13 protein-coding genes are annotated in these 15,298 nt (G+C 73.3%); 6 read left to right on the top strand and 7 right to left on the bottom strand.

The features are described from left to right. A complete protein-coding gene (locus MET2598_RS0120780) occupies positions 1 to 3,234 on the bottom strand; it encodes an RICIN domain-containing protein (RefSeq protein ID WP_236728767.1) in 3,234 nt (1,077 codons plus the stop codon). A 613-nt stretch (positions 3,235 to 3,847) separates the two neighbouring features. Here MET2598_RS0120780 and panC point away from each other — a divergent pair. After that, a complete protein-coding gene (gene panC, locus MET2598_RS0120775; RefSeq protein ID WP_018262200.1) occupies positions 3,848 to 4,714 on the top strand; it encodes a pantoate--beta-alanine ligase in 867 nt (288 codons plus the stop codon). A 121-nt stretch (positions 4,715 to 4,835) separates the two neighbouring features. Here the strand turns inward: panC and dapD are convergent, their stop codons facing one another. The 4 genes from dapD to MET2598_RS37030 all read right to left on the bottom strand — a co-directional run bounded on the left by dapD (position 4,836) and on the right by MET2598_RS37030 (position 7,931). Then, a complete protein-coding gene (dapD, locus tag MET2598_RS0120770) occupies positions 4,836 to 5,681 on the bottom strand; it encodes a 2,3,4,5-tetrahydropyridine-2,6-dicarboxylate N-succinyltransferase (protein ID WP_012331330.1) in 846 nt (281 codons plus the stop codon). A 100-nt stretch (positions 5,682 to 5,781) separates the two neighbouring features. Beyond that, positions 5,782 to 6,288, bottom strand: coding sequence for a cyclic nucleotide-binding domain-containing protein (locus MET2598_RS0120765; protein ID WP_018262199.1), 507 nt, complete (start codon positions 6,286 to 6,288; stop codon positions 5,782 to 5,784). Positions 6,289 to 6,366: 78 nt separating this feature from the next. Further along, on the bottom strand, positions 6,367 to 7,053 hold the full coding sequence (locus MET2598_RS0120760; protein ID WP_012331332.1) for a response regulator transcription factor: 687 nt from the start codon (positions 7,051 to 7,053) through the stop codon (positions 6,367 to 6,369). Positions 7,054 to 7,262: 209 nt separating this feature from the next. Continuing rightward, entirely contained in the window at positions 7,263 to 7,931 is a 669-nt protein-coding gene (locus tag MET2598_RS37030) for a 3'-5' exonuclease (protein ID WP_012331333.1), read from the bottom strand. A 46-nt stretch (positions 7,932 to 7,977) separates the two neighbouring features. Here MET2598_RS37030 and MET2598_RS0120750 point away from each other — a divergent pair, with 46 nt between their 5' ends. Beyond that, the gene (locus MET2598_RS0120750) at positions 7,978 to 8,511 is read left to right on the top strand and encodes a L,D-transpeptidase family protein (protein WP_012331334.1); all 534 of its coding nucleotides are present in this window, start codon (positions 7,978 to 7,980) and stop codon (positions 8,509 to 8,511) included. Positions 8,512 to 8,689: 178 nt separating this feature from the next. Then, on the top strand, positions 8,690 to 8,890 hold the full coding sequence (locus tag MET2598_RS0120745) for a hypothetical protein (RefSeq protein ID WP_012331335.1): 201 nt from the start codon (positions 8,690 to 8,692) through the stop codon (positions 8,888 to 8,890). 58 nt (positions 8,891 to 8,948) lie between these two features. Here the strand turns inward: MET2598_RS0120745 and MET2598_RS0120740 are convergent, their stop codons facing one another. Then, entirely contained in the window at positions 8,949 to 9,632 is a 684-nt protein-coding gene (locus MET2598_RS0120740; RefSeq protein ID WP_012331336.1) for a YggS family pyridoxal phosphate-dependent enzyme, read from the bottom strand. Positions 9,633 to 9,942: 310 nt separating this feature from the next. Here MET2598_RS0120740 and leuS point away from each other — a divergent pair, with 310 nt between their 5' ends. From leuS to holA, 3 genes are all read left to right on the top strand, one after another. Then, the gene (gene leuS / locus MET2598_RS0120735; RefSeq protein WP_018262198.1) at positions 9,943 to 12,558 is read left to right on the top strand and encodes a leucine--tRNA ligase; all 2,616 of its coding nucleotides are present in this window, start codon (positions 9,943 to 9,945) and stop codon (positions 12,556 to 12,558) included. Positions 12,559 to 12,722: 164 nt separating this feature from the next. Next, entirely contained in the window at positions 12,723 to 13,259 is a 537-nt protein-coding gene (gene lptE, locus MET2598_RS0120730; RefSeq protein ID WP_012331338.1) for an LPS assembly lipoprotein LptE, read from the top strand. Beyond that, a complete protein-coding gene (gene holA, locus MET2598_RS0120725) occupies positions 13,256 to 14,284 on the top strand; it encodes a DNA polymerase III subunit delta (protein WP_018262196.1) in 1,029 nt (342 codons plus the stop codon). Before lptE ends, holA begins: the two co-directional genes overlap by 4 nt. A 93-nt stretch (positions 14,285 to 14,377) precedes the next feature. Here holA and MET2598_RS0120720 read toward each other — a convergent pair whose 3' ends face one another. After that, a complete protein-coding gene (locus MET2598_RS0120720; protein WP_018262195.1) occupies positions 14,378 to 15,271 on the bottom strand; it encodes a ParB/RepB/Spo0J family partition protein in 894 nt (297 codons plus the stop codon). Between the last annotated feature and the right edge of the window lie 27 nt (positions 15,272 to 15,298).

Here is a 15,298-nt window from a genome sequence, read left to right as displayed (position 1 = left end):
TTACCGGATCCACACGACCTTCGCGACGCTCGGCACGCCGTTGGCGTCCAGCGCGAACAGCATCCAGGTGCCCGGCAGCAGGATTCCGGGATCGCCCGGCAGGGTCAGCTGGTAGGAGGTGCCGCTCGCGGCGGCGATGGCGAGGGGCACCCGGCGCTGGTCGTTGTTGGTCGAGTGCGTGACGCTGCCCAGCCGGACCAGGGAGAAGGCGGCCACGGCGCGGTCGGTCGCGACGGCGATCGTGCTGCCGAGGCCGGCGCTGGCCGGCGCCCGGGTGAGGACGGGCCGGCTCGCCGGGTTGCCCCGAGCGTCGAAGAGGTAGGGCGGGGACAGGATCTCGAAGTTGAGATGGTCGGCGCCGCCGCAACCGCCGCACAGCCCGCCGCCGCCGAACAGCACCCGTCCGTCGAGGAGCAGCATGCCGATGCTGTGGTAGTTGCGCGGCACGGCCATGGGGGCGAGCCGCCGGACCTTGCCGGTCCGCGGCGACCAGATCTCCGGCATCATCACCGGCAGGTTGTCGGTGAACTGGGCCGCCACGTTCTGGCCGCCCGCGGTCACCACGTCGCCGTCGGGCAGGACGACGCTGTTCGCGTAGGCCCGCGCGAACAGCATCGGGGCCGCCTCGGCGAGGCCGACGGCGCCGTTCGGTCCGGCGCTGATGTCGATCGTGAAGGCGCTGTCGAGGGCGGGCGCGCCCGTATAGGCGGGGGCGCCGCCGGCCTTGTAGATCTTGCCGACGTCGTAGAGCGTGGCGGTGCCGTTCACCGCGAAGAGATCGTTGCCGCGCCGGCCGGCGAACCGGATGGTGCCGTCCCCGGCGGTGTCGATCCAGTGCATGTCCGTGCTCGGACCGGCATGGAAGACCGCCCCGTTGGAACTGGCGAACAGCCAGAAATGCGTGTCGCCGGGATAGATCGCGACGCTCGGATCGGCCGCCGCGTTGCCCTTCACGTTGCGCAGGACCCGCCAGCGATTCGCCGCGGCCGACCAGATCTCGCCGTCCTTGCCGCCCGCGCCGCCGGACCACGAGCCGCCGAACGTGAAGGATTCGCCGGTCGAGAGCGTGGTGCTCGCGTTGTAGCCGCGGGTGATGGTCATGTCGGCCACGCGGGTCCAGGAATTGGCGGCCGGATCGTAGATCGTCGCGAGGCCGGCCGAGATGCCGCCGGTGATCAGGATGCGGCCGTCCGGCAGCACGTTGGTGCCGGGACAGAACATGTCGTGGCCGGTCTGGGCGATGTAGGTGTCGGTCGCGCGGTCGGTGGCCGGGTCGTAGAGCGTCGTCCAGGTTCCGTTGCCGGAGCCGAAGCTGGTGCGCTGCTCGGCGGCCCAGAACAGGAGCTTGCCGTTGGGCAGCACCGCGCCGGCGACCGGGACGATGCCGATCTCGCGCGGGGCGGTCCAGGCGGAGGGCGCGCGGCCCTCCGGCCCGAGGATCGCCCAGCGCTGCGGATCGTTCGCGTCGCAATCCCACTGGAGGATGGCGCTGCCGGAAGTGCGGTTGCCGTTCGGCCCCGTCGGGGTCAGGCAGCGGCCCGAATGCATCGCGACGATCTCGGTCCAGCGGTCGATCCGGCGCAGGCGGAACAGGGCGTTCGGCGCCGCGGAGCAGCCCTGCGGCACGACGCGGGCGCCGTTGCCCATGCCGGCATTCTCGACGGCGAGGCACTGGCCGGTCAGGTCGCTCCTGATCTGGTAGCCGCCCGAGGTCGGCACGAAGGTCCAGGTCTGGCTCGCCTGATCCCGGCAGATCTGCTGGGCCACGCCGCCGCCGCCGGCATCGACGCAATTGCCCGAGCGGCGGTTGATGAGGATCGAGGCGCCGGTCGGCGCGGGTTCTCCGGGCGGCGGGCCGCCGCCCGTCTGCCCGCCCCCGGTCCCCGGACCGGTTCCGGGATCGGCATCGCCGCCCGGCACGCTGCAGCGCAGGGTGTAGACGACGTTGCGGCCGGGCGCGCCGGCATCGCCCCAGACGTCCTGCCGGCCGCCGGCGCTGGCGCAATCGCCCGCGATCTGGACCGCCCGCTCGCCCGGCGTGTCGCTGTAGACCAGGACGGGCGCGCCGTTGCGCGACTTGTCGCCGTTGGCCCAGATGCGCAGGCCCACGCCCCAGCGCCCGCCCGCCGGCACGCCGAACGGCTGCGAGGGCAGGTTCAGGCCCGGCGTTCCGATGCCGAAATTGTAGCTGGCGACCGTCGTCTGCGCGCCGACAGTGCCGTCGGGGTTGCGGATGAACAGGAACACGTCCTTGGCGTACCAGCCGTTGATCTCGGTCGGCGTCAGCGTCACCGCGAGGGCTTGCGGCGTCCCGGGATCCGCCCCGGGCGATGCGGCGGTGCAGCTGACGGAATAGACGATGTTCTGCCCCGGAGCGGCGGCGTCACCCCAGAGGTCCTGGCGATTCCCGAACCGGCAATCGCCCGAACTCTGGAAGGGGCGCTGGCCGGGCGCGTCGCTGAAGTACAGGACCGGCGGCCCGTTGCGCGACTTGTCGCCATTGGGCCAGACCCGCAGGCCGAAGCCCCAGCTCGCCGTCGCGACCGGCAGCGCGATCGGCCGCGACGGCAGGTTCATCCCGGCCGTCTGTCGCCCGAAATCGTAGGTGACGAGGTCGGTCTGGGCGATGACGGCGCCCGCGGCGTCGCGGGCGAACAGGAAAAGGTCCTTGGCGTACCAGCCATTCGCCGCCGTGAGCGTGATCGACACCCGCGTGCCCGGCGCGCCGGTGCCGCCCCCCTCGGCGCTCGCCCCGGCGGCGAAGGTCTGGTGGGTGCCGCCCGAGCAATCCCACTGGATCAGCTTCGTCCCGGCCGTCGCGAAGCCGCCGTAGACGTCGAGGCATTTGCCCGAATAGGCCGCCACGAGGCGCACCCCGCCGCCCTGGGCCTGGGCGGACCAGATCTGCTGCGTGACCGGGAGGCAGCGGATCTGCCAGACCGCGCTGCCGCCGCTGCGCGACATCTGCGAATCCAGGCACAGGCCCGTCGCCTGGTTGACGAGGTTGAACCCGCCGCCCGCCGGCCGGATCTGCCACGTCTGATCGGCGCCCCCGGTGCAGGGCTGCTGCTCGATCTGCACCGCCTCGGCCGGGTTGCCGCCCGGAACCGTCAGGCACATCCCGGAATGCAGGGCCCTGATCGGCCCCGACCCGGTGCGGGCGGCGAAGCTGATCTCCGCGGCCGCGGGCGAGGCCGCGAGCGCGAGGAGCACCAGGATCATCGCCCGGGGCACGGAGCGTTCTCGGCGGGACGGACGTCTCATGGCCGGCGGCATTCCCATCAGCGAGGAGGATCGGCTCATCGAACCTCGGGACAGACGCGCCGCGAGGCGCCCCGTGGCCAGGTGAGAAACGGCATTCCGGCGACGATTCGAGAGCATGGCGGCGTGATACGACGTCATCGGTGAATTTTTCCCCAAGGTCAATCGGCGCTGATCGGTCCGCATGGGGTCGCCGCGCCGCCTCATCCGGTCCCGTCATTCCGTCAATATTTCTCAGGCCGACTCAGTCGTACCGAAACATCCGGCCGCAACGGCTTTTGCAAAGCGCCTCATGGCGCCGCGCCGCGGCCCGACCGCCCAGTCCATCCCCGATCGGAGAGCCGGATCACCTCTCACGGGCTGGGCTCCCGACTTCCGGACGGGCCGGGCGGGCGCGATCTCTGCCGTTTCATCAGGATGAATGGCGCGGCGCCGATCGCGACCGGCGCGGACGGCACGCGACGCCCCCTCGCCGCGCGGCCGGCGGCCGGGGCGGGTGCGGGGCGGGACCCGAGGCCGGGGGCTGCCGCGCGTTTCGTCCGGAAATGCTCTAGGGTCCCAGCCGAATCGACCCCGGAGCCCCGCGATGCCCCTCCCCTCTCCCTCCCCCGCCGCGGTCGCGCGGCTCGCCGACGTGCCGGCGCTGCGGGCCCAGGTGCGGGCGTGGCGGGAGGCGGGCGAGGCCGTCGCGCTGGTGCCGACGATGGGAGCCCTGCACGAGGGTCACCTCGCCCTGGTGCGGCAGGGGCGCGAGACCTGCCGGCGGGTCGTGGTCAGCATCTTCGTCAACCCGACGCAGTTCGGCCCGAGCGAGGATTTCTCCCGCTACCCGCGCGACCCGGAGCGCGACCTCGCGCTGCTCGCGGGGGCCGGGGCGGACGCGGCCTACCTGCCGGACGTCGCCACCATGTACCCGCCGTGCTTCTCCACCACGGTCAGCGTGGCCGGCCTCACCGAGGTGCTGTGCGGTCCGCTGCGGCCCGGCCACTTCGCGGGCGTCGCCACCGTGGTGACCAAGCTCCTGCTCCAGGCCCTGCCCGACCGGGCCCTGTTCGGCGAGAAAGATTATCAGCAATTGCAGGTGATCCGCCGCTTCGTGCGCGACCTCGACCTGCCGGTGACGATCGAGGGCGTGCCGACCGTGCGCGAGCCGGACGGGCTCGCCCTCTCGTCGCGCAACCTCTACCTGACCGCGGCCGAGCGCGAGGTGGCGCCGCGCCTGCACGCGGTGCTTCGGGACGTGGCCGAGGCGGTGCGGGGCGGCGGCGCGACGGGGCCCGCCCTCGCCGAGGGAAGCGTCGCCCTCGCGGCGGCCGGGTTCGCGCCCGTGCAGTATCTCTCGGTGAACGATGCCGACTCGCTGGCGCCGCTGGAGCGCGTGGACGGCCCCGCCCGCGTGCTCGCGGCGGCCTATCTCGGCCGCACCCGGCTCATCGACAACGTGCCCGTCTGATCCCAGCAATCATGTCTCATGACCGCCGGTTCCGTTCCCGGATCGTCGCCAGGCCTTTTCTTGGTGTCGACGATCCGGGAGGGTCAGCGGCCCGATGCGTCGGCGTCCCGGGCCGTCGCGGTCAGTCCCGCAGCAGCTCGTTGATGCCGGTCTTCGCCCGCGTGCCGGCATCGACCCGCTTGACGATCACCGCGCAGTAGAGCGCCGGGCCGGGCGCGCCGTCCGGCAGCGCCTTGCCGGGCAGCGAGCCCGAGACCACCACCGAGTAGGGCGGCACGCGGCCGTAGACGACCTCCCCGGTGGCACGGTCGACGATCTTGGTCGAGGCGCCGAGATAGACGCCCATCGAGAGCACGCTGCCCTCGCCGACGATCACCCCCTCGGCCACCTCGGCGCGGGCGCCGATGAAGCAATTGTCCTCGATGATGACCGGGTTGGCCTGCAGCGGCTCCAGCACCCCGCCGATGCCGGCGCCGCCGGAGATGTGGCAGTTCTTCCCGATCTGCGCGCAGGAGCCGACCGTCGCCCAGGTGTCGACCATCGTGCCCTCGCCCACGTGGGCGCCGAGATTGACGAAGGAGGGCATCAGCACCGCGCCCGGAGCGATGAAGGCGCTGCGGCGCACGATGGCGCCCGGCACCGCGCGGAAGCCCGCCTGCCGGAAGCGCTCCGCGTCCCAGCCGTCGAACTTCGACGGCACCTTGTCCCACCACGCCGCGCCGCCCGGCGCGCCGGAGATCAGCTCCATGTCGGTGAGGCGGAAGGACAGCAGCACCGCCTTCTTCAGCCACTGATTCACCTGCCAGTCGGCGTTGCCGGACTTCTCGGCGACCCGGACCTGCCCGGAATCCAGGAGGGCGAGCGCCGCCTCGACGGCCTCGCGCACGGGGCCCTGGGTGGCGGCCGTCACGTCCGCGCGGTCCTCCCAGGCGGCTTCGATGGTCCGGGCGAGATCGGCGTGCGACATGGGCGGGAGTCCTGGCAGGGAGTCTTGCGAGGGGGTCCGGAGAGGGAGCCCCGCGAGGGGAGCGGTCGGGCGCCTGCTTAGCAAAGCCCCGCCGCCGCTGTCATCCCGGATCCCTTCTGGCCGGATCCCTTCCGGCCGGATCCCTCGCCGCCGGATCCTCCCCGGGCGCGGCGGCCCGCAGCCCGCTCAGCGCCCGCGTCAGGGCGGTCAGCTCCTCCGCGATGGCGTCGTGGATCGCCGCGGCGGTCTCGGGGAAGACTTCGAGCACCCGGCGCATCAGGGCGCGGGGGATCACCATCACCGCCGCCTCGGTGGCGGCCCGCGCCGTGGTCGGGCGCTCCTGGACCAGGAACAGGGCGGTCTGGCCGATCAGCGCCGAGGGGCCGGCCTCGACCGGGGGCGTGCCCGCGGGGCGCGGGTCGAGCCGGATCGTGCCGCGCAGCACCACGAAGCCGCCATCGGCCGGCTCGCCGCGCCGGAACAGGACGCTCTCCGGGGCCAGCGTCCGATGCTCGGCGGCGAAGGAGATCAGCCTCAGCGCGTCCCGGGGCATCAATCCGAAGAGCGGGCTCGCGGCCAGGATCGCGATGTCGTCGTCGAGCGCCAACGGCCCCCTTCTCCCCCTGCCGCCCGGGGGCGGTCGAGAAACTGCTTAGCCGATCGGGCGTCGCCGTACCACGGCCGATCAGGGCAGCAGCTTGTAGCCGCCGCCCTCCGTCACCAGGATCGAGGCGGCGGCGGGGTTCGGCTCGATCTTCTGGCGCAGGCGGTAGATGTGGGTCTCCAGGGTGTGGGTCGTGACCTGGGCGTTGTAGCCCCAGACCTCGGCCAGCAGGGTGTCGCGCCCGACGACCTGCCGGCCCGCCCGGTAGAGGAAGCGCAGGATAGCGGTCTCCTTCTCGGTGAGCTTCAGCTTCGAGCCGCGCTCGCCGACGAGGAGCTTGGCGCCCGGCCGGAACGTGTAGGGGCCGATCTGGAAGATCGCGTCCTCGCTCGCCTCGTACTGGCGCAGCTGCGCCCGGATGCGGGCGAGCAGCACCGCGAACTTGAACGGCTTGGTGACGTAGTCGTTGGCGCCCGCGTCGAGGCCCATCACGGTGTCGGCCTCCGAGGTCTGGGCCGTCAGCATGATCACCGGGCTGCGGAAGCCGCTCTGGCGCATCTGCCGGACCGCCTCGCGCCCGTCGAGGTCGGGCAGCCCGACATCCATCACGACGAGGTCGACGCGCTCGGCCGCGACCCGGGCGAGCGCCCCCTGGGCGGTCTCCTCCGTCGCCACGGCGAATTCGGCGTGCAGTTCGAGCTGCTCGGTGAGGGTCTCGCGGAGCGAGGGATCGTCGTCGACGACGAGCAGGCGGTGGGCGTTCGACATCGGAACGACACTCTTGATGAACGCGACCCGGCCGAACCGCCGGCTTCCCTCACGATCGACGCCCCGGGCTCACCCCGGCCGGCCCTGCGCGTGCGGCACGGGACCGCTGCTTAGCAGCATGCGTGGCCGAGAGTAGCGGAGCGCGATGTCGCGGCAAGGCCCGCCCTTGCCGTGTCCACCCCCGCGCGCGACGGAGCGTTTCCGGCATGTTACGCAGGAGTCCGGGGCGGCAGCGTCCCGTCGGGCCGCTTCGGGGCCGGGCGCAGATTGCTGGGCGCCGCTAGGGCCGGGCGCTCCACCCGCACCGGACAGCCCTGCAGCCAGAGATAGACGCGCAGGGCCAGCCACGCATCCTCCAGCGCCCCGTGCCGCGCCCCCGCCCGCGCCAGCTTCACGCGCCGGCAGACCGCGTCGAGGGCGGACGAGCCGGGCTCGCCCCGGCGGCGATAGGCCTCCATCGTGCAGTAGGTCGGGCGCGCGGGATCGGGCCGGCCCGCGGCCCGGAACTCGCGCGCCAGGAAGCCGAGGTCGAAGGCGGCGTTGTGCGCGACCACGAGGTCGGCCCCGGCGAGGAGCGCCGCGACGGCGTCGAGGTGGCCGCGGGCCGGGTCCTGGTGGCGCAGGAGCCAGTCGTCGTAGCCGTGCACCGCCTCCGCCCTCGGGTGGCTGGGCCGTCCGGGATCGAAGATCAGGTGGTGGCAGGCGAGGACGGGGCTCCCGCCGAGGAGCGTGGCGGTGTCGAGGAGGACGGCGCCGAAGCTGACGACCCGGTCCTCCGCGCCGAGGCCCGTGGTCTCGACGTCGACCGCGAGGAGCCGCCCCGGCAGGTGCCCGAGCCAGTCGGGCACCGCCGCACCCTGCGCCATCCCGTGCGCCATCGCCGCCTCCTGGAGACTCCCGCCCGAACGTCCTAAACCGGCAGCCATGAAGCGCACCACCCTCTCGGCCCTGCGCCTGCGCGCGAGCGTCCGCGACCGCTCCCGGGGCACGCTCCTCGCGGGCCCCGTGCAGATCCCCTGCGCCCTCGGCAAGGGCGGGCGCAGCCACGCCAAGCGCGAGGGCGACGGCGCCTCGCCGCGGGGCGCCTTCCGCCTGCGCGGCGGCTACTTCCGGCCCGACCGGTGCGGGATCCGCCCGGCCTGCGGCCTCGGGCTGCGCCCGATCCGCCCGCGGGACGGCTGGTGCGACGACCCGCGCGACCGGCGCTACAACCGCCCCATCCCCCTCCCCTCCCCGGGCGTGAGCGCCGAGACCCTGTGGCGGGAGGACGGCCTCTACGACATCGTGATCGACCTCGACTACAATCGCGGCCCGATCCGGCGGGGGCGCGGCAGCGCCATCTTCCTGCACTGCGCCCGGCCCGGCTTCCTGCCCACGGAGGGCTGCGTCGCCCTGCGCCGCCGCGACCTCGCCCGGCTGCTCGCCCGGATCGGGCCGCGGACGCGCCTCGTCATCTGATCCCTCGGCCGCCTCGCGCGGAGCCGGCGCGGCCCTCCGCAGGGTCATGCTGCGTCGCAGCATCGATCGGGCCGGTTTCACCAATATTGGTAACGCTGCCATGCTCGCCTGCCCCGCAAACATCCGGTATGGTCCGCCGCAATCCGCAATTCGGCCATAAATCAGCAGGGAGACGCGCATGCCGCTTGAGGCTTATTCCGCGACCGAAATCGTGCGCGCCCGGCAGATCCACGCTGCGGAAGGACCGAAGGGCACCCTCTGGGACGAGCGCGTGCGCCACCGGCAGGATCTCGACGCGCTGGTGCTGCTGTCCGACGACGACCGGTTGCGCTTCCTCGAACAGGCCCGCGAGGAGATCCGCCGCCTGCACGCGAATTGAGCCGCGGCGGGCCGAGGGGGCGGTCCGCCTGCCTCGCACGGGTGCCCCGGCATCCGCCCTAGCCCTTCGCCGGCCGCGCCCCGAAAATCGCGCTGCCCACCCGGACATGGGTGGCGCCCATCTGGATCGCCGCCGGGTAGTCGGCGCTCATGCCCATCGACAGCACCGCGAGCCCGTGGCGGGCGGCGATCCGGGCGAGCAGCGCGAAATGCGCCGAGGGCGGGTCCTCGGCGGGCGGGATGCACATCAGCCCCTCGATCGTCAGCCCGTGCGCGTCGCGGCACTCGGCCAGGAAGGCGTCGGCCGCGGCCGGCGAGACGCCGCCCTTCTGCGGCTCGTCCCCCGTGTTCACCTGAACGAGGAGGCGCGGGCGCCGACCGGTGCGGGCGATCTCCCTCGACAGGGACGCTGCCAGGGAGGACCGGTCGAGGGAGTGGATCACGTCGAACAGCTCCACGGCCTCCCGGGCCTTGTTCGACTGGAGCGGGCCGATCATATGCAGCTCCACGTCCGGGTAGCGGGCCCGGAGCGCCGGCCACTTGGCCCTGGCCTCCTGCACGTAGTTCTCCCCGAACAGCCGCTGACCCGCCTCCAGGGCCGGGACGATCCCCTCCGCCGGCACGGTCTTCGACACGGCGACGAGGGCGACCGCGTTCGGGTCGCGCTCGTGGTCCCGCGCCGCGCGGGCGATCTCGGCCCGCACCGTCGCCAGATTCGCCGCGACTGCCGCCGCCTCGATCATCGATCCCCTCCCTCGCGCTCCCCGCGGCTCGACCGTTGACCCCGGGGACCAAACCGTGTCCTAGAGGCTGTCATGGACCGGAGACAGGTGTTGTGTCGCGTCAGCGACGTCCAGCCCGCGGCGTCGGCCGGCGACGCACCCGGCGCCCGACCCTGGCCGGCACAACGCCTGTCCCCGGTCCATCACAGCCTCTAGTCCGCCGGCGCCGCGCCGGGCAAGCTCAACCGCTTGCGGTCGCGGCGCTCTCCCGTCCCGCCTCCAGGCCCGGTCCCGCCGGCCGGCGCCGCCCCGTCCCACGAAGACGCTCCCCATGGCCGAACGCTACAACCCGAAAGAATCCGAGCCCCACTGGCAGGCGGTCTGGGCCGAGCGCGACCTCTTCCGCACCCGCAACGAGGATCCCCGGCCCACCTACTACGTGCTGGAGATGTTCCCCTACCCGTCGGGCCGCATCCACATGGGCCACGTGCGCAACTACGCGATGGGCGACGTGGTGGCGCGCTACAAGCGCGCCAAGGGCTTCAACGTGCTCCACCCGATGGGCTGGGACGCCTTCGGCCTGCCGGCCGAGAACGCCGCCATGGAGCGCAAGATCAATCCGCGCGAGTGGACCTACGCCAACATCGCCACGATGAAGGGCCAGCTCAAGGCGATGGGCCTGTCGCTGGACTGGAGCCGCGAGGTCGCGACCTGCGACCCGTCCTACTACAAGCACCAGCAGCGCATGTTCCTGGACTTCCTGAAGGCCGGGCTGGTGACGCGGCGCACCGCCAAGGTGAACTGGGACCCGGTCGACCACACCGTGCTGGCCAACGAGCAGGTGATCGACGGGCGCGGCTGGCGCTCGGGAGCCCTGGTCGAGCAGCGCGAACTGACCCAGTGGTTCTTCAGGATCACCGACTACGCGCAGGACCTGAGCGACCGGCTCGACACGCTGGAGCGCTGGCCGGAGAAGGTCCGGTTGATGCAGAAGAACTGGATCGGCCGCTCGGAGGGGCTGGAGCTGCGCTTCGCCCTGGCGGCGCCGGACGGCGCGGCGCCGGACGGCGCGCCCGATGGCGTCCCCTCCGAGGTGAAGGTCTACACGACGCGGCCCGATACCCTGTTCGGGGCGAAGTTTCTGGCCGTCGCGGCGGATCACCCCCTGGCCGCCGCCGTGGCGGCCACCTCCCCCGCCCTGCGGGACTTCATCGCCGAGTGCCGCCGGATCGGCACCGCGCAGGAGGCGATCGACACGGCGGAGAAGCTCGGCTTCGACACCGGGCTGAAGGTTCGCCACCCCCTCGACCCGACTTGGCTGCTGCCGGTCTACGTCGCCAATTTCGTGCTGATGGAGTACGGCACCGGCGCCGTGTTCGGCTGCCCGGCCCACGACCAGCGCGACCTCGACTTCGCCAACAAGTACGGGCTCGGCAACGTCCCGGTCGTCTGTCCGCCCGGGACCGACCCGGCCGGTTTCGTGATCACCGACGTCGCCTATGAAGGTGACGGCCGCATGATCAACTCGCGCTTCCTCGACGGCATGACCACCGAGGCGGCGTTCGAGGCCGTGGCGGCGCGCCTCGAAGCGGAGCGGCTCGGCGAGGCGCCGGTCGCGCAGCGCCGGGTGCAGTTCCGCCTGCGCGACTGGGGCGTCTCCCGCCAGCGCTACTGGGGCTGCCCGATCCCCGTCATCCACTGCGAGTCCTGCGGCGTGGTGCCGGTGCCGGTCGAGGACCTGCCGGTGACGCTGCCCGAGGAGGTGTCCTTCGACCAGCCGGGCAACCCGCTGGAGCGGGACGCGGCGTGGCGCAACGTGCCCTGCCCGGCCTGCGGCGCTCCCGCCCGGCGCGAGACCGACACCATGGACACGTTCGTGGACTCGTCCTGGTACTTCGCGCGCTTCACGGCGCCCTGGCTGACCGACGCCCCGACCGACCCGGCGACGGCCGACCGCTGGCTCCCCGTCGACCAATATATCGGCGGCATCGAGCACGCGATCCTGCACCTGCTCTACTCGCGCTTCTTCGCCCGGGCGATGCGCAAGGTCGGCTGGGGCGGGGCGGACGAGCCTTTCGCCGGCCTGTTCACCCAGGGCATGGTGGTCCACGAAACCTACAAGGACGCGTCCGGGGCCTGGGTGCAGCCGGTGGACGTGCGGATCGCCGTCGAGGACGGGGAGCGCCGGGCGTTTCACGTGAAAACCGGCGCGCCGATCATGATCGGCTTGATCGAGAAGATGTCGAAGTCGAAGCGCAACGTGGTCGACCCGGACGACATCATCGCCTCCTACGGGGCGGATACCGCGCGCTGGTTCATGCTGTCGGACTCGCCGCCCGAGCGCGACGTGATCTGGACGGAGGACGGCGTGCAGGGCGCCTCGCGCTTCGTCCAGCGGGTCTGGCGCCTCGTCAACGAGATCGCCGAGCGGCCCGAGCAGGCCGGCGACGCGGCCGCCGACCTCGCCCTGCGCAAGGCGGCGCACCGGGCCCTGGCCGCGCTCGGCGAGGATATCGAGCGCCTGCGCTTCAACCGCTGCGTCGCCCACCTGTACGAGCTGGCGAACACGCTCCAGGACGCGCTCGCCGGCCCGGCTCCGCTCGGGCGGCCCGCGCTGATCGAGGTCGGCCGCATCCTGGTGCAGCTGCTCGCCCCGATGATGCCGCACCTCGCGGAATCCTCATGGGCGGTGCTCGGACAGCCGGGCCTAGTCGCGGAGGCCCCCTGGCCGGAGGCCGACCCAGCCCTGCTCGTCGAGGCCAGCATCACGCTGCCTGTGCAGGTGAACGGCCGGAAGCGCGCCGACGTGACGGTGCCGCGCGAGGCCGACGCCGCCGCGGTCGAGGCCGCCGTGCTCGCCCTGGAGGCGGTGCAGCGCGCCCTCGACGGCAAGGCGCCGCGCAAGGTGATCGTGGTGCCCCAGCGCATCGTCAACGTCGTGGCCTGAGGCGGGGACGATTCGCGGCGGGGATCCGTGAGGAAAGCGGGGACGGCGCGCCCCGCCTCCACGCTCCCGCCGCAGAGCTTTCCTATATCCTGCGGGTCCGGGTCGGTGTCGCGCCGACCCGGCGACCGAATCAGGATCCGCTCGCGGCGGAGGACGGGACCGGCATGGCACGCAGCACGGTAGGCACGGCGCGACGCTTCGCACTCGCCGGGATGGTGATGCTCGGCCTGTCCGGGTGTTTCCGGCCGCTCTACGGCCCGACCGCCTCCGGCGCGCCGCTGAGCGCGGTGCTGGCCTCGATCCAGGTCGACCCGGCGACGACGGCCCAGGGCCAGGAGCGCCTCGGCCACTACCTGCGCAGCGAGCTGGTCTTCGACCTCGACGGGGCCGGCCAGGCGCCGGAGAAGCGCTATCGGCTCACGCTCGCGGTGAGCGAGACGGTGCAGACCCCGATCGTGAGCTCGGTCACGGCCCGGGCCGAGTCCGCCACGCTGTACGGCAGCGCCGCCTACAAGGTGGTGAGCCTCGACGGCAGCCGCACCCTCACGGAGGGCACCGCCACCGGCCTCGCGAGCTACGACCGCTCGGTGCAGCGCTTCGCCAGCCTGCGCGCGGCCCGCGACGCGGAGATCCGCCTCGCCAAGCTCCTGGCGGACCAGATCAAGACGCGCGTCGCCGCGATCCTCGCCACGCAGCCGTGACGGCGATCCGCCCGGGCGACGTCGAGGGCCTGCTGCGCCGCGGGCCCGACCCGCGCGTCGCCGTGATCCTGGTCTACGGCCCCGACACGGGGCTGGTGGCCGAGCGCGCCCGCAGCCTCGCGGAGGGCGCGGTGGCGGACCCGTCCGACCCCTTCGCCCTGGTCAAGATCGACGGGGACGTGCTGGCGGGCGATCCCGGCCGGCTCCTCGACGAGGCCGGGACGGTCGGGCTGTTCGGGGGCCAGCGGGCGATCTGGGTGCGGCCCGGCAGCCGCCCCATCGCGCCGGCCGTCGAGGCCCTGCTCAAGGCGGAGCTGCCGGCGGCCCGCGTCGTGGTGGAGGCGGGCGACCTCGCCAAGTCGGCGCCGCTGCGGGTCCTCTGCGAGCGCTCGCCGCGGGCCCTCGCCCTCCCCTGCTACCCGGATGACGCGCGGACCCTCGCCGACCTGATCGACGCGCGGCTCCAGGCCGAGGGCCTGCGCATCGCGCGCGACGCCCGCGAGACCCTGGCGGCGAGCCTCGGGGGCGACCGCCGCGCCAGCCTCGGCGAGATCGAGAAGCTCGCCCTCTACGCGCGCGGGCAGCGCGAGATCAGCCTCGAGGACGTGGAGGCGGTGGCGAGCGACGTCTCGGGATCCGTCCTCAACGCCCTGATTGACGCCGCCTTCGCGGGTCAGGCCGGCGAGGCCGAGCGGAGCTACCGGCGCTTCCGGGTCGAGGGCATGGACGCCTCGGTGATGCTGGGGGCGGCCCTGCGCCACGCCCTCGCGCTGCTCGCCGCGCGCCTCGACGGCCAGGGCCAGTCGCCGGGCCAGATCGTGGCGAGCTGGCGCGGCCTGCACTTCCGGCGCCAGAGGATCGTCGAGGTCCAGCTGGCGCGCTGGTCGCCGGAGGCGCTCCGGCGCGCCGTCGCCCGCCTGCAGGAGGGCGTGCTCGCCTGCCGGCGCGCCGAGGCGGAATTCGCGCACGCCCTGGCGAGCGACGTCCTGGTCCGGATCGCCCTGGAGGCCGGGCGCCGCGCCTGAGCGAAGCCGACATCCGCATGGCCGAAATCGGAGATGGCGAAGCCATCAACCGGATGTCGTTGGAGCGCGATGCGGGCCCCCTCCCCTCGCCGCTCAGCCCTGCATCTCGAGCCGGCGGCAGATCGCGTCCAGCTGATCGAGGCTGGCGTAGCGCAGGCGCAGTTCCCCGCCGCCGCCGCGATGCTCGATCGAGACGGTCACCCCGAGCGCGTCCTCCAGGCGCCGCTCCAGGGCGCGGGTGTCGGCATCCTTCTCCGGCGGCGCCCGGCGCGGGCGGCCGGGACGCGGGCCGGACTCGGCGGGCTGCTCGGCGGCGGCCAGGGCCTCGACCTCGCGCACCGTCAGCCCCTCGGCGACGACCCGGCGGGCCACCGCCTCCGGGTCCCTGACGGCGAGCAGGGCGCGGGCGTGGCCCGCGGTGAGCGCGCCCGCCACCACCTGCTCCTGCACCGATGGCGGCAGGTTCAGCAGGCGCAGCGTGTTGGCGAGGTGGCTGCGGCTCTTGCCGATGATCTCGGCCAGCTCGGTCTGGCTGTAGCCGAACTCGCTCATCAGCCGCTCGTAGCCGGCGGCCTCCTCGATCGGGTTGAGGTCGGCGCGCTGGACGTTCTCCAGGATGGCGTATTCGAGGGAGGTGCGGTCGTCGATCTCGACCACGACCACCGGGACTTCGTGCAGGCCGGCGCGCTGGGCGGCCCGCCAGCGGCGCTCGCCGGCGACGATCTCGAACGTGTCCGGCACCGCGGCGACGCCGCGCACCACGATCGGCTGGATCACGCCGCGGGTGCGGATCGAGGCCGAGAGCTCCTCCAGCTCGGCCTCGGCGAAGTGGCGGCGGGGATTGCGCGGATTGGGGCGCAGGAACTCGATCGGCACCCGGCGCTGACCGCGGCGGTCGATCGGCGCCGGAGGCGCGTCCTCGCCGACATCGCCGATCAGCGCCGCGAGCCCGCGTCCGAGCCGCGGGCGGGCCACCTCTTCCGCCATATCCTGGTGTCCTCGTGTCTCGTGACC

Origin of the sequence: Methylobacterium sp. WSM2598 (assembly GCF_000379105.1) — a bacterium.
GTDB lineage: Bacteria > Pseudomonadota > Alphaproteobacteria > Rhizobiales > Beijerinckiaceae > Methylobacterium.
Note: the sequence above shows the minus strand (reverse complement) of the source record. Positions and strands in the feature narration are given on the sequence as shown.

Bases quoted from the DNA above. Each gene is read 5' to 3' on its own strand.
- leuS (WP_018262198.1), top strand. From the start codon at position 9,943: ATGGCCGAACGCTACAACCCGAAAGAATCCGAGCCCCACTGGCAGGCG.
- panC (WP_018262200.1), top strand. From the start codon at position 3,848: ATGCCCCTCCCCTCTCCCTCCCCCGCCGCGGTCGCGCGGCTCGCCGAC.
- MET2598_RS0120750 (WP_012331334.1), top strand. From the start codon at position 7,978: ATGAAGCGCACCACCCTCTCGGCCCTGCGCCTGCGCGCGAGCGTCCGC.
- dapD (WP_012331330.1), bottom strand. From the start codon at position 5,681: ATGTCGCACGCCGATCTCGCCCGGACCATCGAAGCCGCCTGGGAGGAC.
- MET2598_RS0120760 (WP_012331332.1), bottom strand. From the start codon at position 7,053: ATGTCGAACGCCCACCGCCTGCTCGTCGTCGACGACGATCCCTCGCTC.
- lptE (WP_012331338.1), top strand. From the start codon at position 12,723: ATGGCACGCAGCACGGTAGGCACGGCGCGACGCTTCGCACTCGCCGGG.
- MET2598_RS0120740 (WP_012331336.1), bottom strand. From the start codon at position 9,632: ATGATCGAGGCGGCGGCAGTCGCGGCGAATCTGGCGACGGTGCGGGCC.
- MET2598_RS0120745 (WP_012331335.1), top strand. From the start codon at position 8,690: ATGCCGCTTGAGGCTTATTCCGCGACCGAAATCGTGCGCGCCCGGCAG.
- MET2598_RS37030 (WP_012331333.1), bottom strand. From the start codon at position 7,931: ATGGCGCACGGGATGGCGCAGGGTGCGGCGGTGCCCGACTGGCTCGGG.
- MET2598_RS0120720 (WP_018262195.1), bottom strand. From the start codon at position 15,271: ATGGCGGAAGAGGTGGCCCGCCCGCGGCTCGGACGCGGGCTCGCGGCG.